General features: G+C 65.5%; 22 protein-coding genes and 4 tRNA genes. 6 read left to right on the top strand and 20 right to left on the bottom strand.

The genetic code is table 11. The features are described 5' to 3' along the window. Positions 1 to 54: 54 nt before the first annotated feature. Positions 55 to 261 (top strand): DUF5988 family protein, encoded by a 207-nt coding sequence (locus NA5_RS21715; RefSeq protein WP_062988889.1) that lies wholly within the window; start codon positions 55 to 57, stop codon positions 259 to 261. Between the two features lie 187 nt (positions 262 to 448). On the opposite strand, the gene NA5_RS21720 is transcribed toward NA5_RS21715, so the two are convergent. From NA5_RS21720 to NA5_RS21735, 4 genes are all read right to left on the bottom strand, one after another. Next, positions 449 to 1,204, bottom strand: a complete 756-nt coding sequence (locus tag NA5_RS21720; RefSeq protein WP_062988892.1) for a YebC/PmpR family DNA-binding transcriptional regulator — start codon at positions 1,202 to 1,204, stop codon at positions 449 to 451. A 113-nt stretch (positions 1,205 to 1,317) separates the two neighbouring features. Then, positions 1,318 to 1,968 (bottom strand): pyridoxal 5'-phosphate synthase glutaminase subunit PdxT, encoded by a 651-nt coding sequence (gene pdxT / locus NA5_RS21725; RefSeq protein WP_062988894.1) that lies wholly within the window; start codon positions 1,966 to 1,968, stop codon positions 1,318 to 1,320. Positions 1,969 to 2,023: 55 nt separating this feature from the next. Then, on the bottom strand, positions 2,024 to 2,260 hold the full coding sequence (locus tag NA5_RS21730) for a hypothetical protein (RefSeq protein ID WP_062988896.1): 237 nt from the start codon (positions 2,258 to 2,260) through the stop codon (positions 2,024 to 2,026). 137 nt (positions 2,261 to 2,397) lie between these two features. Continuing rightward, complete coding sequence (locus NA5_RS21735) at positions 2,398 to 3,219, bottom strand: acyl-CoA thioesterase (protein WP_062988898.1); 822 nt, start codon at positions 3,217 to 3,219, stop codon at positions 2,398 to 2,400. 110 nt (positions 3,220 to 3,329) lie between these two features. On the opposite strand from NA5_RS21735, the gene NA5_RS21740 reads away from it, so the two are divergent. Further along, positions 3,330 to 3,956: a nucleoside/nucleotide kinase family protein gene (locus tag NA5_RS21740; RefSeq protein ID WP_062988900.1), complete on the top strand. Its 627-nt coding sequence runs from the start codon at positions 3,330 to 3,332 to the stop codon at positions 3,954 to 3,956. 287 nt (positions 3,957 to 4,243) lie between these two features. Here the strand turns inward: NA5_RS21740 and NA5_RS21745 are convergent, their stop codons facing one another. The 14 genes from NA5_RS21745 to NA5_RS21810 form a co-directional block, all read right to left on the bottom strand. Continuing rightward, the gene (locus NA5_RS21745) at positions 4,244 to 4,771 is read right to left on the bottom strand and encodes a WKL family lipoprotein (protein WP_062989095.1); all 528 of its coding nucleotides are present in this window, start codon (positions 4,769 to 4,771) and stop codon (positions 4,244 to 4,246) included. 207 nt (positions 4,772 to 4,978) lie between these two features. Further along, positions 4,979 to 5,881 (bottom strand): pyridoxal 5'-phosphate synthase lyase subunit PdxS, encoded by a 903-nt coding sequence (pdxS, locus tag NA5_RS21750; protein ID WP_062989097.1) that lies wholly within the window; start codon positions 5,879 to 5,881, stop codon positions 4,979 to 4,981. Positions 5,882 to 6,146: 265 nt separating this feature from the next. Next, positions 6,147 to 6,320, bottom strand: coding sequence for a hypothetical protein (locus tag NA5_RS21755; RefSeq protein WP_157110560.1), 174 nt, complete (start codon positions 6,318 to 6,320; stop codon positions 6,147 to 6,149). 101 nt (positions 6,321 to 6,421) lie between these two features. Continuing rightward, a complete protein-coding gene (locus NA5_RS21760) occupies positions 6,422 to 7,465 on the bottom strand; it encodes an NUDIX hydrolase (protein ID WP_062989099.1) in 1,044 nt (347 codons plus the stop codon). Positions 7,466 to 7,558: 93 nt separating this feature from the next. Beyond that, positions 7,559 to 8,683: a glycosyltransferase family 4 protein gene (locus NA5_RS21765; protein ID WP_062988904.1), complete on the bottom strand. Its 1,125-nt coding sequence runs from the start codon at positions 8,681 to 8,683 to the stop codon at positions 7,559 to 7,561. After that, a complete protein-coding gene (locus NA5_RS21770) occupies positions 8,680 to 9,669 on the bottom strand; it encodes a phosphatidylinositol mannoside acyltransferase (RefSeq protein WP_245672332.1) in 990 nt (329 codons plus the stop codon). The genes NA5_RS21765 and NA5_RS21770 overlap by 4 nt, the downstream gene beginning before the upstream one ends. After that, on the bottom strand, positions 9,666 to 10,349 hold the full coding sequence (gene pgsA / locus NA5_RS21775; RefSeq protein WP_062988906.1) for a phosphatidylinositol phosphate synthase: 684 nt from the start codon (positions 10,347 to 10,349) through the stop codon (positions 9,666 to 9,668). The genes NA5_RS21770 and pgsA overlap by 4 nt, the downstream gene beginning before the upstream one ends. A gap of 1 nt (position 10,350) precedes the next feature. Next, positions 10,351 to 10,950 carry an ATP adenylyltransferase gene (locus tag NA5_RS21780; protein WP_062988907.1) on the bottom strand — a complete coding sequence of 200 codons (600 nt, stop codon included), beginning with the start codon at positions 10,948 to 10,950 and terminating at the stop codon, positions 10,351 to 10,353. A 71-nt stretch (positions 10,951 to 11,021) separates the two neighbouring features. Next, positions 11,022 to 13,073: a threonine--tRNA ligase gene (gene thrS / locus NA5_RS21785; RefSeq protein ID WP_062989103.1), complete on the bottom strand. Its 2,052-nt coding sequence runs from the start codon at positions 13,071 to 13,073 to the stop codon at positions 11,022 to 11,024. Positions 13,074 to 13,306: 233 nt separating this feature from the next. Beyond that, positions 13,307 to 13,960, bottom strand: a complete 654-nt coding sequence (locus tag NA5_RS21790) for a (2Fe-2S)-binding protein (RefSeq protein ID WP_245672333.1) — start codon at positions 13,958 to 13,960, stop codon at positions 13,307 to 13,309. After that, positions 13,957 to 14,382 carry a TIGR02611 family protein gene (locus NA5_RS21795; RefSeq protein WP_062988911.1) on the bottom strand — a complete coding sequence of 142 codons (426 nt, stop codon included), beginning with the start codon at positions 14,380 to 14,382 and terminating at the stop codon, positions 13,957 to 13,959. Before NA5_RS21795 ends, NA5_RS21790 begins: the two co-directional genes overlap by 4 nt. Positions 14,383 to 14,452: 70 nt before the next feature. Beyond that, positions 14,453 to 16,708, bottom strand: a complete 2,256-nt coding sequence (locus tag NA5_RS21800) for a solute carrier family 23 protein (protein WP_062988913.1) — start codon at positions 16,706 to 16,708, stop codon at positions 14,453 to 14,455. Between the two features lie 279 nt (positions 16,709 to 16,987). Continuing rightward, complete coding sequence (locus NA5_RS21805; protein ID WP_062988915.1) at positions 16,988 to 19,252, bottom strand: SulP family inorganic anion transporter; 2,265 nt, start codon at positions 19,250 to 19,252, stop codon at positions 16,988 to 16,990. Positions 19,253 to 19,604: 352 nt separating this feature from the next. Further along, positions 19,605 to 19,676: transfer RNA gene (locus NA5_RS21810), tRNA-Val, on the bottom strand. Positions 19,677 to 19,986: 310 nt separating this feature from the next. On the opposite strand from NA5_RS21810, the gene NA5_RS21815 reads away from it, so the two are divergent. The 3 genes from NA5_RS21815 to NA5_RS21825 all read left to right on the top strand — a co-directional run bounded on the left by NA5_RS21815 (position 19,987) and on the right by NA5_RS21825 (position 20,251). After that, a tRNA-Gly gene (locus NA5_RS21815) sits at positions 19,987 to 20,059 on the top strand. A 45-nt stretch (positions 20,060 to 20,104) separates the two neighbouring features. Then, positions 20,105 to 20,175: transfer RNA gene (locus tag NA5_RS21820), tRNA-Cys, on the top strand. Position 20,176: 1 nt separating this feature from the next. Further along, positions 20,177 to 20,251: transfer RNA gene (locus NA5_RS21825), tRNA-Val, on the top strand. 81 nt (positions 20,252 to 20,332) lie between these two features. Here NA5_RS21825 and NA5_RS21830 read toward each other — a convergent pair. Together NA5_RS21830 and NA5_RS21835 are read right to left on the bottom strand one after the other, a co-directional pair. Further along, positions 20,333 to 21,007 carry a hypothetical protein gene (locus NA5_RS21830; RefSeq protein WP_062988917.1) on the bottom strand — a complete coding sequence of 225 codons (675 nt, stop codon included), beginning with the start codon at positions 21,005 to 21,007 and terminating at the stop codon, positions 20,333 to 20,335. 177 nt (positions 21,008 to 21,184) lie between these two features. After that, on the bottom strand, positions 21,185 to 21,787 hold the full coding sequence (locus NA5_RS21835) for a TetR/AcrR family transcriptional regulator (protein ID WP_062988919.1): 603 nt from the start codon (positions 21,785 to 21,787) through the stop codon (positions 21,185 to 21,187). 78 nt (positions 21,788 to 21,865) lie between these two features. On the opposite strand from NA5_RS21835, the gene NA5_RS21840 reads away from it, so the two are divergent. After that, on the top strand, positions 21,866 to 22,876 hold the full coding sequence (locus tag NA5_RS21840) for a GlxA family transcriptional regulator (protein WP_062988921.1): 1,011 nt from the start codon (positions 21,866 to 21,868) through the stop codon (positions 22,874 to 22,876). The last annotated feature ends 23 nt before the right edge of the window (positions 22,877 to 22,899 follow it).

Below are 22,899 nucleotides of genomic sequence, written 5' to 3' on the forward strand. Positions count from 1 at the left end.
GCCGTTCGGCCGCGTTTGTGGCGTGCATCACATCTGAGACCTACCATCCGAAGGATGAGCAATGTTTCGAAGGCTGTCCTAGAAGGTGGGCCGAAAGACTTGCCCGCTCGCATCGTTCCGATCACGCCGCCGGGCGTCGAACTCAAAGTCGAATTCCGCGGCGGATACGAGCACTTCAAGGTCACCAATCGGGAGGCCGATACGCCCGAGGGGCGGCTGCGCGTCTACGAGTGGTCCGATCGGACCCGAATCGCGGAATAATCGGTTCGCGCCCGGTGCGAAACGCACTCGGGGCGGTTCGCATCTCTGCGACCGCCCCGAGGCACCAGTCGGTGATGTTCGGTGTCAGTCCTGTTCCAGCTGGGCGCCGATCTCATCGGAGATGTCCACCATCGGATGCAGTGACGTTCTGTACGACGCCACAGTGGCCGATGCGACGATCCGCGAGTCAGTCCTGTTCCAGCTGGGCGCCGACCTCGTCGGAGATGTCCACGTTGGTGTAGACGTTCTGTACGTCGTCGCTGTCCTCGAGCGCGTCGACCAACTTGAATACCTTGCGCGCGCCGTCGACATCGACGGCCACCGACACCGAGGGCTGGAAGCCGGATTCAGCGGAGTCGTAATCGATTCCGGCATCCTGCAGCGCCTTGCGCACCGGGATCAGATCCGACGGATCGCTGATGACCTCGAAGGACTCGCCGAGATCGTTGACCTCCTCGGCGCCCGCGTCGAGCACGGCCATCAGCACGTCGTCCTCGGACAGCCCGTTCTTCTCCAGGGTCACGATGCCCTTACGGTGGAACAGGTAGGAAACCGAACCCGGGTCGGCCATATTGCCGCCGTTGCGCGTCATCGCAACCCGCACCTCGCCCGCGGCGCGGTTACGGTTATCGGTGAGGCATTCGATCAGTACCGCGACGCCATTGGGGCCGTAACCCTCGTACATGATGGTCTGCCAGTCGGCACCGCCTGCCTCTTCACCGCCGCCGCGCTTGCGGGCACGCTCGATGTTGTCGTTAGGAACCGACGACTTCTTCGCCTTCTGGATGGCGTCGTACAGCGTCGGATTTCCCGCCGGGTCACTGCCACCAGTGCGGGCCGCCACCTCGATGTTCTTGATCAACTTGGCGAAGAGCTTGCCGCGCTTCGCGTCGATCCCCGCCTTCTTGTGCTTGGTGGTGGCCCATTTGGAGTGGCCGCTCATTCCCTACTTCCTCCAGTCGACAGCACGTCTGATCGTGCGCACGGTACCCGCACCGGCCGGGTAGACAACTCTGCCAGCCTACTCGTCCGGTTACGGCGAATTCCTGAGGGCGACTAGTCGGCCCCGCGAACCAGATCGACGAACATCCGGTGCACCCGCAAATCGCCGGTGACCTCCGGATGGAACGATGTCGCGAGCACCTTGCCCTGCCGCACCGCGACGATGCGACCGGCGGCCGGTCCACTCGGAACAGTCGCAAGCACCTCGACGCCCGCACCGACCCGCTCCACCCACGGCGCCCGGATGAACACCGCGCGCACCGGGCCATCGGTCAGCCCGGCGAACTCCAGATCGGTCTCGAACGAGTCGACCTGACGGCCGAAAGCATTGCGCCGCACCGTCATATCGATACCGGACAGATGCTCGGCATCCGGTCGGGTGTCGAGCACTTCGGAGGCGAGCAAAATCATCCCGGCGCAAGATCCGAAGGCGGGCATACCTTTCCGCAGCCGCGCGCGCACCGGTTCGAGGAGTTCGAAGACCTCGAGCAGCTTGCTGATGGCGGTCGATTCGCCGCCAGGCAGCACAAGCGCATCCACCGCGGCGAGCTCGGACGCGCGACGCACCAGCACCGGTTGCGCACCGCATTCCACGAGCGCCGCGACATGTTCGCGCACGTCACCCTGCAGGGCCAACACGCCGATGGTCGGCCGGTCGGGACTGTGCTGCGCGCCCGTTGCGGGCGAGGCGACCGATGCGTTCACGCCATGAGCTTACGAGGCGCGCCGCTGTGGCCACGCTCACGGTATCCGGCCGGGGTCAGCTGGTGAATTTGCAGCTCTGGTAGCCAGTGCTCACGTAGGTGCTGGTGCCCGGATCGAGGTAGATCGAATCCCCTTGACCGTCGCTGCGCGCGTACAGCCAGACCGTCGCATTCGTCTGGTTGTCCGCCGCTCCCCGGCCGATCGCTATGTTGTAGGTGCGGTACTCGTCCGGATTATCGATCCGGTCCGAATAGCCCGATCCGTTTTGGTAGGAAAAGCTCCCGACAGCCACATTCCTGCCTCCATTCTTGACGCATTGAAACCGTCGTTCCTGGTCGGCGACTTCTTTGCGCGGCAGTCTACGAGCCGTCCGAACAAATACAGACCGTTCGGAATTTCCCAGTCCTGGGAAAAGTGGCATTTGGGCGCTCAGTCCCCGCGCAATGTCCGAATCAAGCCCTCTTGAACAACCGCCGCGACCAACTCACCCGCGCGGTTGAAGATCTTGCCGCCGGTCAGTGCACGACCGAAGCCAGCGGACGGGGAGGACTGGTCGTAAAGCAGCCACTCGTCGGCGCGGAACGGACGCAGGAACCACATAGCGTGATCGAGCGAGGCGTTCTGGGTCGGTTCGTCCGGGTGAGTGACCTTGGAGGAACCGAGCAGGGTCATATCGCTCATGTAGGCGAGGGTGCAGACGTGCACGACCGGGTCGTCGGGCAACGTATGCCGGTAGCGGAACCACACCTGCTGCGGGGAGACGACGCCGTCGCGACGGGTCACCACATCCTGCGGCACGGTGCGAATATCCCAGTGCTCCCATTCGCGCATCGCCCACAGCCGCTCGGGACTCATCGTGGTGCTGGCGTCGGGCAGCTCATCCGGACCCTGTACCGGCGGCATCTCGTCCTGATGTTGCGGACCCGAGTCACCGATATGGAACGACGCCGACATGGTGAAGATCGCGGCGCCGTCCTGTACGCCGGTGACCCGGCGGGTACAGAAGGACCGGCCGTCGCGGATGCGCTCGACGAGGTACACGGTCCGCTCTTCCGGATTGCCGGGCCGCAGGAAGTAGCCGTGCAGCGAATGCACCTGGAACCGCGGCTCCACCGTCCGTACCGCCGCAACCAGCGCCTGGCCGGCAACCTGTCCGCCGAATGTGCGCACGAGCTGGGTCTTGGTGGACGCGCCACGGAAGATGTCCCGCTCGAGCCGCTCGATCTCCAGCGCCTCTTCGATTGTCGCCATGGGGCCGAGATTATCCCGAGCGCCGACGCGGCCTGTCGGTGACCTCTCGGCAATGGCCGCGTCCGCCGCCCAGAACCGGGTTCGCGAGCAACGTTTGATGGAATGGATCGGTGCCGCATTTCGATCCGATCAGCCCGGACGGCCTCGTCGAATTCGTCGTCAACCGCGTCCGCGAGCTCCCCGGGCGGGTGCTGGTCGCCGTCGACGGCGCCGACGCGGCCGAACCCGTCAGGATCGCGGACCGCATCGCCACCGCGCTGCGCGACACCGGACGCACCGCCGAGGTCGTCGCGCTGCACGACTACATCCGCCCCGCCTCGCTCCGCATGGAATTCGGCCGCACCGACGAAATGTCTTATCGCACCGCCTGGTTCGACTACGCCGCACTTGACCGCGAAGTCATCGGTGCGCTACGCCACGACGCCCGCTGGCTCCCCGCGCTGTGGGACGAGGCCCGCGACCGCTCGGCCCGCTCCTCCATCCGCACCGCCGCCCCCGACACCGTTCTGTTCGTCGCCGGTCCCATGCTGGCGGGCCGCGGCCTCGAATTCGATCTGACCGTCCACCTCGACATGTCCGAACCGGCCCTGCACCGCCGCACCCCACCCGATGAGCGCTGGACCATCCCCGCCCTCCTCCACCACGACCGCGACAATCCCAGCGCCCCAACCTTTTTCATCCGCTGGGACCATCCCGATCGTCCGGCACTCCGAATAGACGACACCGCCCGTCGATAGTCGTAACCCATCCGAGAATTTGCCGCCCTCCCCTCCTTTGCAATTTTGTTGGGAGACAGCCATTTCCGTGCTCAACTCGATGATGGCAACACATAGTCTAATGCGCATATCCGAGTATCAATATGCCTTTTTACGACCTGAACCACTTGCCGCAATTTGTCGAGTCCGCAGGGGTGCGAATCCTCAGGAAGAAAACCGATATCGGACGCAACGAGGCGGCGAGCGCAATGCTCGCCGCCTCGAATCACCCACTCCCCCGGCCGAACCCACTGCGGTCGGGATAAGGGTTAGCCGCAGGCCGTCGACTGCTGACCGAGATTGGTCAACATGGTGCAGGCCCAATTCTTTTCGACCTTCCACTTGCCGCCCTCGGCGACAAAGGGCACATCGACGATGTTCTCCTGGCCGTTGATGGTGAACTTCGCCTTGGCATTGAGCGCGTCGCCGAAGACGCTCACATCGGTCACCTCGGCCTTGGCGCCCGCCTGCTGGTATGCCTGCGCCAAGCGGTTCGGCAGTTCCGGATCCGCGGTCGCGCCCTGCACCAGGTCCAACTTCTCCGAATTCGGCACCGACGGGTCCAGCGCGCGGAGCAACTGCGCGTTGAGGTCGGCGACGCTCGGGGTCGGCGGGACGCTCGCATTCAACTTCGTGACGCTGGTCGAGGTCTTGGTCGGTGTGGTCGCGGTCTTCGAGTCATCGCTGCCACACGCGGACAGGCTGAGCGCGGCCACGGCGGCCAGACCCGCGATCGCGATACGTCCGGTCTTACGAAGCTTCAACTGGTTATCCCTTTGCCGTTCGGACAGGTCCATGCCCCCGACGGTGCCGCGCGAACTGCCCGCACGGCCGCCGACGTGCACCGAATTCCGAAGCTAGCCACCAACTCTGTGGCGGGCATAAGACACCTGTGAGGACCGCGACAGCTTCTCCCCGACGCCATCGCCCAAAAGAGCGACGCCCGCGGCAGTGGGTCGAACCCTTTGCCGCGGGCGTCGATTCGGTTCAGCGATAGCGCGGGCTCACCAACCGCGCTCGGCGAGCCGGTGATCGACCGGCAGCTCCTCGACATTGATGCCGACCATGGCTTCGCCCAGACCGCGCGAAACCTTCGCCAGCACATCCGGATCGTCGTAGAAGGTGGTCGCCTTGACGATCGCGGCGGCACGCTCGGCCGGGTTGCCGGACTTGAAGATGCCCGAGCCGACGAAGACGCCCTCGGCGCCGAGCTGCATCATCATCGCGGCGTCGGCAGGGGTGGCGATACCGCCCGCGGTGAACAGCACTACCGGCAGCTTGCCGGACTGGGCCACCTCGCGCACCAGCTCGTAGGGCGCCTGCAGTTCCTTGGCCGCGACGAACAGCTCGTCCTCGGGCAGCGAGGACAGCTTGCGGATCTCGGCGCGAATCTTGCGCATGTGGGTGGTGGCATTGGAGACGTCGCCGGTGCCCGCCTCACCCTTGGAGCGAATCATGGCCGCGCCCTCGGTGATCCGGCGCAGCGCCTCGCCCAGGTTGGTGGCGCCGCACACGAACGGCACGGTGAAGTTCCACTTGTCGATGTGGTTGGCGTAATCGGCGGGGGTCAGCACCTCGGATTCGTCGATGTAGTCGACGCCGAGGCTCTGCAGAATCTGCGCCTCCACGAAGTGGCCGATGCGCGCCTTGGCCATGACCGGAATGGAGACGGCGGAGATGATGCCGTCGATCATGTCCGGATCGCTCATCCGGGAGACGCCGCCCTGTGCGCGGATATCGGCCGGAACACGCTCCAGGGCCATCACCGCGACCGCGCCCGCGTCCTCGGCGATCTTGGCCTGCTCGGGGGTGACGACATCCATGATCACCCCGCCCTTGAGCATCTCGGCCATCCCGCGCTTCACGCGGGCGGTGCCGATGGTGTTGGTGGTCTCGGGCGTGGTCACGGCAAACTCCTGAGTCATGTGCGCCAATCGGGTCGCTTGGAACTAACGTCACCGATTCTAGGCGGGCCGATCAGGCCACTTGATAGCCAGTTGGACAGCACTGGCCTTGCCCCGACCAGCGCGTCTGCGCGGCGTGCGCGGCGACTGGACCTATCGGAAGGTGTTGGGGAGCCGACGACCGCGGCGCGAATGCGGAATCCTGTGCGGAAATGGATCCGCCGGGACGGCGCTTGTCTCGCCGCCCCGGCGAATACCGGGTTTCGTTCTAGAGTGGGCCGACCACCAGGAGCTGCGCCCAGTACTCGGCAGCGCCCGGACCCAACAACGGCAATAGGAAATCGAACAACAGGTAGGACATGTACTGCTTACCTTCCACACGCCAACGGACCATCTCACTGCAGTGGAAGTACCACCAGAACTCCTGGTAGCGCTCCTCCACCAGCACTACCCAGGCGGCAGCAATCCAGTCGCGACGCTATCACGATCGTGAAACACATCACAGCCGAAAGATCCAGGCCCCCATGCCCATCGCGCAGGCGCTCAACGAATGGAGCGGACCTCAGGATCGGAATCGCCCGACGCGGCCGCCGCGGCTTCGGGCAGCAACTGATCCAAGTGATACGGGTAGACGGTTTCGCCGGTGTGGTCCAGGGCCACGATATCCGACCCGGTGCACCACTTATTGCCGGTGATGCTGCGCCGCTCGACCGCGGTCAGATTGCCCGCCTTGGGGTCGAAGGCCGGGACGCGCAGGGCGAAGAAGAGTTCCTCGGCGCGGATGAGTTCACCGTCGAACGGGAATACCGCGACCCGTCGCCAAATCGGGCCGCGCAGGGCAGCCGGATCCGCGGTGTAACCGGTCTCCTCCCACAATTCACGCACCGCGGCACTGCGCAGGGTCTCCCCCGGTTCCACGCCGCCGCCGATCGTGAACCAAAAGGAGACATCGGGGGTTTTCGGATCGTTGCCGCGCATGAGCAGCACGCGGTCCTGTTCGTCGAGCAATACGATGCGCGCCGAGGTGCGGACCGTATCGACGGCAAGGCCGGTCGTGGCGGCCGGGGTGGCGCGTTCGCTGATCTCGAAGTATGTCGGCAGCGGCGCGGTACCGCCCAGGTGCAGGATGCGGACGGGACGGCGGGTGCGCAGGGCGAGGGTGTCGCGCACCGCGTCGTTGTGGAAGCGGCGCGCGATCAGCACCCGGGCCTCGGCATCGGCGAGTTCGGCGACCTGCTGTGGGCGCAATCGGCCGATATCGATCGTGGAAAGTGCTGCGGAAAGCTGATTTTCGATGGTTTCACGATCGGCGCGACCCGCGCGCTCGGCCCGATCGGCGAGTGTGGTCAGTCGCTTGGCCTGCTCGACCAGCGCGGAATCGGCATTCGGGCCCGCGATGGCCACGGCGACCGACCTGGCCACCACCGCCCGCCGCGCCAGCGCACCGTCGAGGGCCTGCCAGGACTGGTCCGACCGCACGTGCAGCCGGTCGAGGCGGTTCGCCGTCGAGGCCGCCCACAGACCGACTGCCACGACCACAGCCGCGATGAGCGCGAGTACGAGAACCGTTGTCGCGGAAAAGGTAATCATCGAACAACCCTCACCTTGCCAGCGCCGACAACCACCGGCGCACCCGCCCGAACCTCATCCATGGTCGCGAACGACGCGGTCACGAGACGATCATCCGGCAGCTCGCACACGCGTATCGCCCACGGTGACGGTCTCGTACACCCGCAGGATCTGTTCGGCGACCACCGGCCAGTCGTATTCGCCGACGACCTGGTTGGCGGTGTGGATCAGGGATTCGCGGCGAACATCATCGGTGAGTAGGGCATCCAGCGCCGCGGCGAGTCGAGCCGAATCCCCGACCGGGACGAGCATTCCCGCTGTGCCGTCGCGCAATACCCGACGGAAGGCATCCAATTCGCTCGCCACCACGGCGGTTCCGGCCGCCATCGCCTCGATCAGGATGATGCCGAAGCTCTCGCCACCGAGATTCGGCGCGACATACACATCCGCGCTGCGCATCGCCGAAGCCTTCTCCTCGTCCGAAACCTGACCGAGGAAGCGCAGATGCCGCGCGAGCGGCCCGGCCTCGCGGCGCAGTCGATCCTCGTCGCCGCGCCCGACAATCAGGATCTCGACATCCCGATGTCTGCGCACCAATTCGGGTAGCGCGCCGAGCAGGACTTCCATCCCCTTGCGCGGTTCGTCATAGCGACCGAGGAACAGCACCGTCCCGCCCGCGCGCGGATATCCCGGCAGCATCGGCGCCCGTGCGAAGGCGGGCACGTCGACACCGTTGGGGATCTCCACCGCATCCGAACCGAGCGCCTCCACCTGCCAGCGCCGCGCCAGCTCCGAGACCGCGATCCGGCCGCTGATCTTCTCGTGATACGGCCGCAGCACTCCTTGAAAGGTGCTCAACACCAACGATTTCGTGGTCGAAGTGTGGAAGGTGGCCACGATCGGCCCCTCGGCGATCTTCAGCGCGAGCATGGACAGACTCGGCGCGTTCGGTTCATGGATGTGCAGCACATCGAAGTCATTGCCATCGATCCAGCGCCGAATCCTGGTGTAGGCCATCGGACCGAAGGACAACCGGGCTACCGAACCGTTGTACGGAATCGCCACCGCGCGACCGGCCGACACCACGAACTCCGGCAGCGGCGTGTCCTCGGACGCGGGCGCGAGCACGCTCACCTTGTGGCCGCGTTCGATGAATACCCGCGCCAATTCCACGACATGGGCCTGCACCCCACCGGGGACATCGAACGAATAGGGGCAGACCATGCCGATTTTCATGGTGTCTTCTCCCCTTTGGCGCTTTCCATCCCGGCCTGCGCCGCGGCGATCCGTGCTCGCCGCTGCACCGAAAGGTCCTGTTCCCATTGTGGCTGCAACATGTGCCAATCCGCGGGATGCTCGGCGATATTGGCCGCGAAACGGTCGGCCAGTGCCTGGGTGGTCGCCGCGACACCGCCCGAAACATCCAGCGGCGCTTCGGTCTTCATCCCCCAACCCTCGCGACCATCGGCATCGACGGTGAACCAGACGTGCACCGGAATCAGCGCGGCACCGGTCTCGATGGCCAGCTTCGCCGCGCCGGCGGGCAGCCAGGTGCGCTCGCCGTACATGGTCACCGGGACACCCTTACCGGTCAGGTCCCGTTCGCCCATCAGGCAGACGACATTGTTCGCGCGCAGGCGAGCGGCCAGCGCGGTGAACGGCGGCTGCTCACCTCCGGTCAGCGGGAATACCTCGAAACCCAGGCTCTCCCGGTAGGCGACGAACCGCTCGAACAGCGACTCCGGCTTCAGCCGTTCCGCGACGGTCGCCAAGGTGCCGCTGTGATTGACCAACCACACCCCGGCCGCATCCCAGTTCCCGGAGTGCGGCAGCGCCAGCACCACACCGCGCCCCCGCGCCAATGCGGCATCCAGATTCTCCACGCCCTCCACGAGCGAACCGGTCAGTGCCGAGTGATCCATCGTCGGCAGTCGGAAGGCTTCGCGCCAGTACCGGGCATAGGACCGCATGCTCGCGCGGATCAGCTCGTCGGGTACCTCGGCCGGACTCACACCGAGCACGCGAGAGAGATTGCGCCGCAACTGATTCGGCTCGCCACCGGCACGGAAGGCACGATTCGCCTTGTCGGCGAGGCGATTGCCGCCCCAATCGAACACCCGCCGCGCCGTCGATTCGGGCAGCGCGCGCACAACCCGCCAACCCGCCGCATAGGCCCAATCCGTCAGTCCGGACTTGATCCGCGAGCCGACGCCTTCGCTCACGAGGGCAACTCCGTCGCGTCCGCTGGATTCTGCGGCGGCGCGGGCGGAATCACGTCCCGTGCACCCGGCGAATTCCGGACCGCCAATATCCGCTGGAACACCGTGATAATGCTCAACACCGCCAGAATCCACATGGCCACGTGCACGGCCCAGGTCAGCCATTCGATCCCCCAATACCCGCCGATACCGGTGAATCCGGCGCCGACCAACACAATGATCAGCCGATCCGGCCGCTCGATGAGTCCACCGTCCGCGGATAGGCCACTGGCCTCGGCACGCGCCTTCGCGTACGAAATCACCTGGGAGGTAACCAGAACCACCAGCGTCGCGAAGAACAGCGGCTTACTGTTCTCGTGATACACCGCCCACCAGGCCAACCCGGCGAAAATGGCGCCGTCGGCAACCCGGTCGCAGGTGGCATCGAGTACCGCACCGTATTTCGTGCCGCCGCCGCGTGCTCTCGCCATGGCGCCGTCGAGCATGTCGAACATGACGAACAGCCAGATCACCATGGTCCCCCAGAACAGATGTCCGGTGGGGAACAACGTGACCGCGGCCGTGATCGAGGCGACGGTGCCGATCACCGTCATCACGTCGGGAGTGAGTCCGGTACTGACAAGCGCTCTACCCAGCGGCGCAGTCGCTTTGGAGAACGTCTCGCGGCCGAAGAAGCTGAGCACCCTACTCGACTTCCTTCCACGCCGCCGAAAGCAGCGCCCGAGTTTCCCGCAGCAGCTGCGGCATGACCTTCACACCGCCGACGACGGTGATGAAGTTGGCGTCCCCGCCCCAGCGCGGCACGATGTGTTGATGCAGGTGGTCGGCGAGTGAACCACCGGCCACCCCACCGAGATTCAGGCCGACATTGAAACCGTGCGGCCGCGAGACCCGCTTCATCACCCGAATCGCCTGCTGGGTGAACGACATCAGTTCGGCGCTCTCGTCGAGCGTCAGATCCTCGAGGTTGGCTACCTTGCGGTAGGGCACCACCATCATGTGCCCCGGGTTGTACGGGTACAGATTCAATACCGCGTAGACGTGCTCGCCACGGGCGATGACCAGACCGTCCTCATCCGACATCTTCGGAATATCAGTAAACGGATGGCCCGTGGTGTCTTTCGGACTGGAGGTGGCGGCCTCGGCGATATAGGACATCCGGTACGGAGTCCACAGCCGCTGCAACCGATCCGGCTCACCCGCCCCGGTATCCACGATGCTCCCGTGCTCGTCCGAGTCCGCGTTCAATTCCGCGAGCCCCTCCGGCACCGTGCGCTCAGTCATGCTCTGTCCGATCTGGTATGCGCGGGGGCCCTCCGTGGTTACGCCCGCTGCCTCCTCCGGGCCCTGACCGCTCATACCGGGCCCTTCACCACAAAACCCTCGGCGGTCGGCGAGGCGTTCACCCGGTTCGCGATCCATTCCACGATCGTGGCCACCGCGGCGGCGACCGGCACGCCGTTGACCTGGGTGCCGTCACGGAAGCGGAAGCTCACCGCGCCCGCGTTCACATCGCGCTCACCGGCGAGCAGCATGAACGGGATCTTCTGCGCGGTGTTGTTGAAGATCTTCTTCTGCATCCGGTCGTCGCTGCGATCGACCTGTGCGCGAATGCCCGCGTCCTGCAGCTGTTCGATCACCGAATCCAGATGCGGCGCAAAGGTTTCCGCGACCGGGATGCCCACCACCTGTACCGGCGAGAGCCAAGCCGGGAAGGCGCCCGCGTAATGCTCGGTGAGCACGCCGAAGAAGCGTTCGATGGAACCGAACAGCGCGCGGTGGATCATGACCGGCCGCTGCTTGCTGCCATCGGAGGCGGTGTATTCCAGATCGAAACGCTCGGGCAGGTTGAAGTCGAGCTGGATCGTCGACATCTGCCAGGTGCGACCGAGCGCATCCTTGGCCTGCACGGAGATCTTCGGACCGTAGAAGGCGGCGCCGCCCGGATCCGGGACCAGCTCGAGTCCGGAGTCGGTGGCCACCTTGCGCAGGGTCTCGGTGGCCTCCTCCCACATCTCCTCGGAGCCGACGAACTTCTTCGGATCCTTGGTGGACAGCTCGAGGTAGAAGTCGTCGAGGCCGTAATCGGCGAGCAGACCGAGCACGAATTGCAGCGTGCTGGTCAGCTCGGCGTGCATCTGCTCCTTGGTGCAGTAGATGTGCGCATCGTCCTGGGTCATGCCGCGCACCCGGGTCAGGCCGTGCACGACACCGGACTTCTCGTAGCGATAGACCGAGCCGAATTCGAACATCCGCAGCGGCAGTTCCCGATAGGACCGACCACGCGAGCGGAAGATCAGATTGTGCATCGGGCAGTTCATCGGCTTGACGTAGTAGTCCTGGCCGGGCTTGCGGACGGTGCCGTCCTCATTGAGCTCCGCGTCCAGGTGCATGGCCGGGAACATGCCGTCCCGGTACCAGTCCAGGTGACCGGAGACCTCGAACAGATGCCCCTTGGTGATGTGCGGCGTATTGACGAACTCATAGCCCGCGGCGACATGGCGACGGCGCGAGTATTCCTCGAGCTCCTTGCGGATGATGCCGCCCTTGGGGTGGAACACTGGCAGACCCGAGCCGAGTTCGTCGGGGAAGCTGAACAGGTCCAGCTCCAAACCGAGTTTGCGGTGGTCGCGGCGCTCGGCCTCCTCGAGCAGGTGCAGATGCTCGTCGAGGGCCTCCTGCGATTCCCAGGCGGTGCCGTAGATGCGCTGCAGATCCTCGCGGTTCTGGTCGCCGCGCCAGTAGGCGGCGGAGCTGCGGGTCAGTTTGAAGGCGGGGATGAATTTGGTGGTCGGGATGTGCGGGCCGCGACACAGATCACCCCAGACCCTTTCGCCGGTGCGCGGGTCCAGGTTGTCGTAGATGGTCAGCTCTTTACCGCCGACCTCCATGACCTCCGGATCGTCGATACCGGACTTGTCGCTGATCAGCTCGAGTTTGAACGGCTCCTTGGCCAGTTCGACGCGCGCGTCATCGACCTCGACCACTCGGCGCGAAAACCGCTGCGCGCCTTTGACGATCTTCTTCATCCGGGATTCCAGTTTGGCCAGATCCTCGGGGGTGAACGGCCGGTCCACCTGGAAGTCGTAGTAGAAGCCGTCCTTGATGGGCGGGCCGATGCCGAGCTTGGCCTCCGGGAACTCCTGCTGCACGGCCTGGGCCAGCACATGCGCGGCCGAATGCCGGATCACACTGCGGCCGTCCTCGGTGTTGGCCGCGACCGCCTCGACCTCGACATCGGTTTCCGGAGTCCAGGACAGATCCTTGAGGCCCTCCGCATCGCGCACGACGACGATGGTGTCCGGCCCCTTCGTCGGCAGCCCCGCCTCACGCACCGCGGCACCCGCCGTCGTCCCGCCCGGCACCCGAACGAGGGCGACAGGGCTGATAGGTGCTGAGGTGGTCACGGCGAGAGACTCCTTGGCGTTCGCTAGCGGGCGTGTTCCCGCGCTGGTGCGGGCGGTTGCCCACGGGTCATCGTCGGAGGCGAATTTGCTCCGGCGCGACCATGCTATCGGCACCCTGACGGGCCCGCGTCGATGGACTCGGATCGCCGCGTCCTGGATCGGCCGGTGCAGTTGCGCGAGACCAGAACGTGACATCGGGCGGTCTGGTTCGGCCATGCGGACCTTGCGGGCGATCAGCTTTCGGCAGCGAGCCGAGCCAGGAGCGTCTTGCGTTCGGCGGCGGGCCGCTTCGGGCAGCTGGTGCACATTTCGCAGCCGGGCACTTCGAAGACCAGGCAGCACGAGATCCGGCGGACAAAGGTCCGCCCCTCGACGTCCACGAACCGCGGAACCGGCAACTTCCCCCCGACCTCGCTGGCGAGCCGGGTCCCAGCTTCGGGATTGCCCGCATCGAGGGCCCGGTTCCCGATGGCATCGGCGGCGATCGCCCAGAGTGACGGCACTCCGGCACCGGAGACCGACGCCACCGGGCCGATCACCGCAGCCAGGGTCTCCCGCAAGGCCTTCGCGCAGGCATGACCCAGTGCGGCATCGGACTCATGTAGTTCATCACTGAGCCCTATGCCTGCGGCGGAGTGGATGTGGACGCGTTCTATGCCACCGTCCGGGCGGATCTCGCAGTCGAGGCGGTCCAAGCACGGCTCCGGCGCGGGTTTATCGTTCGAATAGGCGCGGACGAGCTGTTCGACCAGTGCCGATGCGACCATGCACCACCACAGCGTGCCGGAAACACGCGGTTCGGTGGTGCCCCAGGAGCGGCCCATTTCCGCGATGCGCGCGGACAGCCAGTCCGGTTCGGTCAGGGTGCGGCCGGGGACCGTGTTCACCACTTCAGGGGACTGCGCAACCACTGCCATTCGACTCCGATCCAGCCGCCGACCAACCCGAATGTTCCCAATACCCAGAGTGTCGCGAGCACCAGCGCGAAGGTCACCACCGCCGCGAACACCCGCATGGCCGGACCTCGTGCGGAGTACCACGCCATACCCTGCCGATACTTGTCACGCAGCCAGCCGAGCGCCCGGCGCGCCCAGGCGAATTCGGTGGCGAGTATGCCAAGTCCGGCGAAGACGATCGCCCAACCGGGTCCGGGATAGGGAATCGCCAGGATTCCGACGACCAGCACCGCGATGCCGACCACCGCGACCCCGATCCGGTAGGCGAGGTTCAGCGTAGGCCGCGCAGCCAGCCGGTCGCGGAAGGCGCGCCATCCGGTGCGCATGGGTTCGGATTCCAACTCGACACTCATCTCCACCAGCCTACGAGCGACATGCGTGGACCCGCCCGAGCGACGTCGGGCGGGTCCAGCTGTCTTCAACTCAGACGAGTTCCAGCGTGTCCCGCACGCCGTTGTCGTCGATATGGGCGAGGCCGTTGACGGTCACCTCGATAACGCGCGCGCTGGCGATATCGAAGAACAGCCCCGATACCGTCACTTCACGCTCGGCCATCGCCGCGAGCACCGCCGGATGCCGGTGCAGGGTCTCCAACTGCACGGCCACATTGACCATGCTCAGCTGGTCGACCTCACCGAATCCGGCAGCCGCGGCCGCCTGGGCCACCGGATGCCCGAGCTGGAACCGCTGCAGGCTCGGATGGGCATGCGCGAGCCACGGCCCGATCCCCGGTCCATCGTCGGTGCCGGAGTGCAGTGCATTCATCGCACCGCAGGACGAATGCCCGCACACCACGATGGACCGCACATTCAACTCGTTGAGCGCGAAGACCAGCGCGGCCTCCACCGAGGCGTCACCGCTGTCCGGCACCAGATTGCCCACATTGCGCACGGTGAACATGTCGCCGGGACCGCTGTTGGTGATGACGTTCGGAACCACTCGGGAGTCCGCGCAGGTCAGAAAGAAGGTATCGGGATCCTGACGGTCACGCAGTTCGTCCAGATGCGGCCGCACGACATGGGCGTGGCTGCGGTGGTAGGCGGCGACACCCGAGGTGATCCGGTCGGCGTTCTTGTCATCGCCGCGCCACGGGCCGAGGATTTCGTCGATCACCGCGCGTCCGAACCCGCGGGCGGGCGGACCGGCGGTCGCGTGCGCCATTCGCGCACTGCCGATTTCCACGAAATCGACTGTGCCGCCGCTGCTTTCCTGCTGACGCACCCAGTCCTCGATGGCCTCGAACGCGGCATGGTCGAGGAAGTCGACCGTCATCTCGACGGTAACGTCCACGCCTGCGGGCACTTTCGCGAATTCCACGGACAGCTTCGGCAGCGCGAGGAACGTGCAGGAACCGTCGATGCTGAGCAGCCAGCGCTGCGAACCGGGAATCTGCTTGGCCGCCACGGCGACTCGAACCACGCGCCACAGCAGCAGCCCGAAAGCCAATGCCAGACCGATGATTACGCCTTCCAGCAGATTCAGGAAGACCACGCTGACGATGGTGACGGCGTAGATGAGCAGATCTCCGGTGCGCCTGGCCATCTTGATGTGGGCCAGCTTGACCAGTTGGATACCGATGACGATCAGCAGACCAGCGAGCGCGGATTTCGGAATCTGCTGCACCACCCCGGCGAGGACCACCGAGAACAGCAGAATCCAGAAGCCGTGCAGCACGGCCGATGCGCGGCTGCGCGCACCCGCCTGCACATTGGTGGCACTGCGTACGATCACGCCGGTGACCGGCAGACCACCCAGTAGACCCGAGAGCACATTGGCCGAACCCTGACCGATCAGTTCGCGGTCGAAATTGGTGCGTTTACCGGTGTGCATCTTGTCCACGGCCACCGCCGATAGCAGGCTCTCGACGCTGGCGATCAGGGCGATGGTCAGAATCATCAGTGCCACCGCGGACCAGTCACCACTGGGTATCTCCGGCAGGCCGATGGCGTCGAACAGCGAGCCGTTCAACACGATTCGCTCGGCCTCGAACGGCAGCACCAGCGACAACACCGTGCCGACCACGACCGCGACCAGCGGTCCAGGCACCACCCGCACCTTGGCGGGCACCCGGCGCCAGCCGAGCATGATCGCGATGACCACCGCGCCGATGATGGCGTCATCGCCGTGCAGCGACAACAGCTGTGATGGCAACTGGACGATGTTGTTCCAGGCGGAACTGCGCGAGGACCCGCCGAGCAGCACGTGAACCTGTTGCAGCGCAATGGTTATGCCGATGCCGGCGAGCATCGCATGCACCACCACTGGCGCGACGGCCAAAGCGGCCCGCGCAATCCGACTGAGCCCGAATAGGATTTGTAGTACACCGGCGACGACGACGATGAAGGTGGTTGTCCGCCAGCCGAATTGGTTGATGGATTCGGCGACGACCACGGTCAGACCCGCGGCGGGTCCGCTGACCTGCAGTATCGAACCGCCGAGTGTGCCCGCGACGATGCCACCGATGACGGCGGCGATGAGTCCGGCGGCGACGGGCGCGCCGGAGGCGACGGCGATGCCGAGGGACAGCGGCAGCGCTACCAGGAAGACCACGATGGAGGACGGTAGATCGTGGCGCAAGATCGACGTCAGACGATCGGACAGGGGTTCGGAACTGCGATGGCCCTTGCCCTGTTCAGTGGGCGGTAACGGGGGTGCGGCTACAGCGCTATCAATAGCCATTGACTTCTCCTTCGCCGACTCGGCGCGAACGCCGAGGTCGGTTGACGATCAAAATGTCCAGCAGGGCACAGACCGCGAACCGGCATCTCGCGGTGAAGCAGTTCCCGACACGGCGATGGGTCGAGATGTAAATCGCATCAAGGCTATTGGTAAAGACTTAGCAAAGCCTGAGAAGTTGCCGAAAAGTGCTCGAATCCATACCTCCGAATCAGTGTGAAACGCGCCACATCCGGGTCGAGTTCGACTGTCGGGCCGCATCATTCGGCCCGACGGCCGCGCTCAGACAGGCTCGGCGGCCACGCCCCGCACATCGCCCAACTCATCGATCGCCTCGACCGTCAACTCGTCGTCGAACTCGGCGATACCGTCCATGGTCACCTCGATGACCCGCGCGGTCGCGAGGTCGAAGAACAGACCGGACACCGCAACTCCCCGCTCCTCCATCCCGCGCCGGACCACGGGGTGGGCATGCAGCCGCTCGAGTTGCAGTGCCACATTCACCATGCCGAGCTGGTCGACCGGGCCGAATCCGGCGAAGGCCGCGGCATCGGCGACCGGATGTCCGAGCCGGAATCGGTCCAGGCTGGGCCGCGCGTAGGCGAGCCAGTCGCCGAGTCCCGATCCGGTGCGAACTTCCCGATGCAGTGCTTCCATTGCCCCGCAACCGGAGTGCCCGCAGACCACCACGGCCCGCACGTCCAGCTTCTCCAGCGCGTAGATCAGCGCGGCCTCCACCGAGACGTCACTGCCACCGGCCGGGACCAGATTGCCCACGTTGCGGACGGTGAACAAGTCCCCCGGCCCGCTGTTGGTGATGACATTCGGCACGATGCGGGCATCGGCGCAGGTCAGGAAGAACGTGTCGGCATCCGGCCGGTTGCGCAATCCGTGCAGATGCGGGCGCATCAGATGGGCGTGGCCGCGGTGATAGGCGGCGATACCAGCCGCAATCGGATCCGTCCGATTACCCGTCCGCCGCCACGGACCGATGACCTCATCGATGACCTGGCGCGAGCGCCCACGTTCGGGCGGGCCCGCCGCCGCGGTCGCCATTCGCGCGCTGCCGATTTCGACGAAATCGACTGTGCCACCGGCGGCCTCACGCAGACCGGCCCAGTCGGTGATCAGCTCACAGGAGGCGTGGTCAAGGAAGTCGACCGTCATCTCGATGGTCACGTCGACGTCGGCGGGGACCTTCGCCAGTTCCGCGGTCAGCTTCGGCAGCGCGAGGAAGGTGCAGGTGCCATCGATAGTGACCAGCCAGCGCCGGGCGTCGGCCACCGGTTCGGCGTGGATGGTCACCCGCACCACCCGCCACAGCAGCAGACCGAAGGCGAGCACGAGCCCGATTACCATGCCCTGCAACAGATTCAGGAACACCACACCAAGCACTGTGACGACGTAGACGAACAGGTCGCCGGTGCGCCGGGCCAACCGGATATGGGCCAGCTTCACCAGTTGCACGCCGATCAGGATGAGCAGCCCCGCGAGCGCCGCCTTGGGAATCTGCTGCACCAGCCCGGCCAGCGCGACCGCGAACAGCAGGATCCACACGCCGTGCAGTACCGTCGCGGCCCTGGTCCGCGCACCGGCATGGGCATTGGTCATGCTGCGAACGATCACCGCCGCGATCGGCAGCCCACCGAGCAGACCCGACACCACATTCGCCGAGCCCTGCCCGATCAGTTCGCGATCGAAATTGGTTCGATGGCCGGGCCGCGACTTGTCCACCGCGACCGCCGAGAGCAGGCTCTCCACGCTGGCGATCAGCGCGACCGTCACCATGGCCGTCGCGACGGCGAACCAGCTGCCGGACGGGATCGCGGGCAATCCGATGGAATCGAGCAGCGACCCGTTCAGCACGACCCGTTCGGCATGGGTCGGCAGTACCAGCGACAGGATCGTGGCGACCACTACGGCAACGAGTGGTCCTGGCACCACGCGGATCGTGCGCGGGAGGGACTTCCAGCCGATCAGGATGACGATCACCACCAGTCCGACGAACAGATCGCCGCGATGCACCGACATCAACTGATGCGGCAGCTGGGTGAGGCTGGCGAACGACGAACTCAACGAGTTGCCGCCGAGCAGAATATGGACCTGCTGCAGCGCGATGATGACGCCGATACCGGCGAGCATCGCATGGACCACCACCGGCGCGATGGCGAGCGCGCCGCGCGCAACGCCACTGAGCCCGAACAGGATCTGCAGTAGGCCCGCGCCGATGGTGATGAAACAGGTAGCGGCCCAGCCGAATTGGTGCACGCTCTCGGCAACGACGACGGTAAGGCTCGCCGTCGGCCCGCTGACCTGGACGGCTGAGCCACCTAGTAGCCCGGCGACGACCCCGCCGACGACGGCGGCGATGAGGCCCGCGGCGACCGGCGCGCCGGAGGCGACCGCTATGCCGAGTGAAAGTGGTAGTGCGACAAGGAAAACCACGACCGAGGCGGGTAGGTCATGGCGGCCGACGGCGGCGAGACTCACTGGAAGACTTGCGCGAAGCGGCAACGTCCGTGGTGCGGGATCGGTGTCGGTGGACATTATTCTCCTTCGCCGAACCGGCGTGCAGCCGATCGGTTCATCGGTCGAACATGTACTGGCATCGAAAGCGAGCGGCGGGCGAAGCTTTCTGGAGAACGCTTGGTGCTGCATGTGCTCCGCATGGAGCAACTTCGTGGAGCAGTGACCCCATAGCGCGAAGGTCAGCCGCAATAGTAAAGACTTAGCAAAGCGCATGGAAAGGTTTATGGTGCAGATGTGGTCAACTGCTATCGAAATGTGACCTAAGTCACAGTACGACAGAGGAGGGGGCCCGATTCGGATTTGCGCTGGACACTGCGCCGACAGGAAAGGGCCGGGCACTCGTGGTGCACCGACCCTGTGTTCCAATGGGTGGTCCCAGCTGGTTTCGAACCAGCGACCTTCCGCGTGTGAGGCGGACGCTCTCCCACTGAGCTATGGGACCGAACTCGACGTTCGAGCGGCGGCGGAGCAGCCGTTCGAACGAGATGGAACCTTAGCACGCACTACCGGCGTGCCACCAAATCGCCACCCTTACATGGGCGATCGGCCGCCGACCCCTTGCGACCGGGGTTGCCGTGGGGTCGGCCGATCCGGGCATCACTGTCCCGCGACGGGCCGGATCGCACCGCATGAACAACACCCATGTAATTCAACTTCAGGCCGTTCTACCAGCGGATTTGTAGGTTGCGCCGAACGTCGGCTAATGTTCTGTCTCGCACCACGGAGGGCCGCAAGCCCCCAGAGATGCAAATGCGGATGTAGCGCAGCTGGTAGCGCATCACCTTGCCAAGGTGAGGGTCGCGGGTTCGAATCCCGTCATCCGCTCGAGGAGTAGGGCCAGGCAATAGTTGAAGCCTTCCCCCTTCGCACGGTGGAGTGGCCGAGTGGTGAGGCAACGGCCTGCAAAGCCGTGCACACGGGTTCGATTCCCGTCTCCACCTCGCGCGATTAGCTCAGCGGGAGAGCGCTTCCCTGACACGGAAGAGGTCACTGGTTCAATCCCAGTATCGCGCACCACCGTTTACCAGATCAGGCCCGGTTCCTACCGGGCCTGATCTGTTTTGCCCAACCCCCTCGTGCCGAAGCTGGAGGCGCGGGTCACGGTGCCTCGCCACGCCCTTGGCGGCTACCCGCGTATGCGACCTCGCGCAGTTGTCGGATCACTTTCGGGACCATTTCGACCTCGGCCGGATGATTGATCATCGGATCGAAGTAGTCGGTCCGGTGCTCGCCCTCGGCCAGGCGCAGGTTGATCTCGGCGAGTTTGCTGGTCGGGCCGCCGATTGGGCTGCCGACCAGATCGAAATGCACCTCGTGCTCGCCGAGGTATTCTTCCAGCGCTTCGATGGATGCGGAGTTCGGTTGTGCCGCATCGGGTTCGGCGAATACCCAGGTAGGCGTCGATTTACCGAAACGGTACGGCACCAGGCCGCCGTACCTGGCGCGGGCCCAACCAGTAGCGACGGTGATCACGAACCGACCGACCGTGCTGCGACCGGTGGTCGCAAGGGCGAAGTCCCAAGGCTTGTCGTCGCGATCCAGGACACGAAAGGCGAACCCGAGTACATCCGGCACGGCCCCCGGCAGCCCGGTACCCTTCGACATCCGAGCGATGACGGCCCGTTCACCGCTGCCGAACAGGTTCTCGAACTCGTATTCGGCGTGCAGCCTGCCCGACAGGTTCAGTCCGTCGGGATGGAGGACCCGCGCATGCCGGAGCCTGGCTCCGGCTGCGAACGCGCTTCGCACGACTGCGGCAGATAAATCGACCATGGCGAGCCCTCCGAGGTAGACGACGTGTTGTCTCCCGGTTGCCCCGCGCGTAGCCGGATAAACGGTAGGCGATCTGGAGGTGGCGACGGCCCCATCGAAGACCGGCTCCGATCTCGCGCCGTCGAACGGCGCATGACCGATGACGACACCGGCGGCTCCGCGAACCCATGACCGATGTCAACGGACCAAGTGGTCGATCCAAGGGGATGGTAGGGCGGCGCTTGATACCTCGGCGATTTCTTGGAGGCGGGCGGCGGGGATTCCCAAGCGGCTCAGTTGGATCAGGCCCTGGGAGATGACGATGATGTGGGCGCTGAGGGCCGAGAGGGTGGCGGGATCGATTTCAGGGCGGGCGGTTCGCAGACGATCGGATACGCCGTCCTCCATCGCGGCAGTTGTGCGGGCTCCGATGGTGGCGACCTCGGGGATGCGGGTGCCGAGTTGGGCGATGCTGTTGATCATGAGGCAGCCGCGGCGGTCCGGGTGGGCGGCACAGTCGTCGATAACCGCTTGGAACAGGGCACGGACGGCGGCGCGCGGTGAACCGGAGGCGGATGTGATGACCTCGCGGACGAAACGAGCCCGGCGCTCGCAGTAGCGCTCGAAAGCGGCGAGGAACAGGCCGCGTTTATTGCCGTAAGCGGCGTAGATGCTGCCGTTCCCGACGCCGGTCGCGCGAGATACATCTTCCACCGACGTTTCGTCGAATCCGTTCGACCAGAACAGCTCCGTGGCGGCGTCGAGCAAGTTCGATTCATCGAACTGTCGTGGCCGTCCCATGCGCTCACCGTACCAACCGGGTCGTGATGTCGAGCACCTCACTTGTTCTGGAGGCGTGCCTCCATAATACTGGTTGACATGTCCCCAAGCTTCGGTGGTACGGCCCGCAGGCGGGTCGGTGTGCTGGTCTTCGACGGCGTCAAGATGCTCGATTTCGTCGGTCCCGCAGAGGTATTCGTCGAGGCGAACCAGTCGGTAGCCGGTTATGAGGTGGTGTTGGTTTCAGCCGACGGCAGGGACGTGCACACCTCGATCGGCGCGCGCACGCAGGTGAGCTGCGCGGCGGCCGACGCGGGTCGCTTCGATACGGTCGTGATACCGGGCAGCGAGTTGCCCGTGGAAAAGTTCGCGACGCCCGAGGTATTGGCGGCGGCGCGGCAGCTGTCCTGGCATACCCGGCGGATCGCGTCGATCTGCAGCGGCGCGTTCCTGCTGGCCCAGCTCGGACTGCTCGACGGCAGGCGGGCGACGACACATTGGAAGTTCACCGCCGACCTGGCGCGCCGGTTTCCGTCGGTACTGGTGGAACCGGATGCGATTTTCGTCCGCGACGGCAACCTCTACAGTTCGGCCGGTGTGGCGGCGGGTATGGATCTCGCGCTGGCGCTGGTCGAGGAGGATCATGGTGCCGATGCGGCCCGACGGGTGGCACAGTCGCTGGTGGTGTACATGCAGCGTGCCGGTGGACAGTCGCAGTTCTCGGCATCACTGAGCGGGCCCGCGCCACGCAGTCCGCTGCTGCGCGGGGTCGTGGATCTGATCTGCGCGGACCCCGCGTATCCACATACCGTGCAGAGCCTCGCCGAGCACGCGCGCGTCAGCGTCCGGCACCTGACCCGACTGTTCCGCACGGAGCTCGAACGCTCGCCCGCGGAATATGTCGCGTTCATTCGGTTCGGAGTGGCCCGGGATATGTTGCACGCTGGACACAGCGTGACCGAGGCGGCGATGAGCGCCGGATACGGCAGCAGCGAGGCATTGCGGCGGGCGTTCGTGGCGCGGCTCGGCATTTCGCCGCGCAAATATCAGCAGCGGTTCCGGACGACCGGATCGACCATAGGCACCGAGTTCGCGGCCGCCGTGTCCTGATCGGGGGCATTTGCGGCCGGTGA

The sequence above is a fragment of the Nocardia anaemiae NBRC 100462 genome, from assembly GCF_001612725.1.
Taxonomy (GTDB): domain Bacteria; phylum Actinomycetota; class Actinomycetes; order Mycobacteriales; family Mycobacteriaceae; genus Nocardia; species Nocardia anaemiae.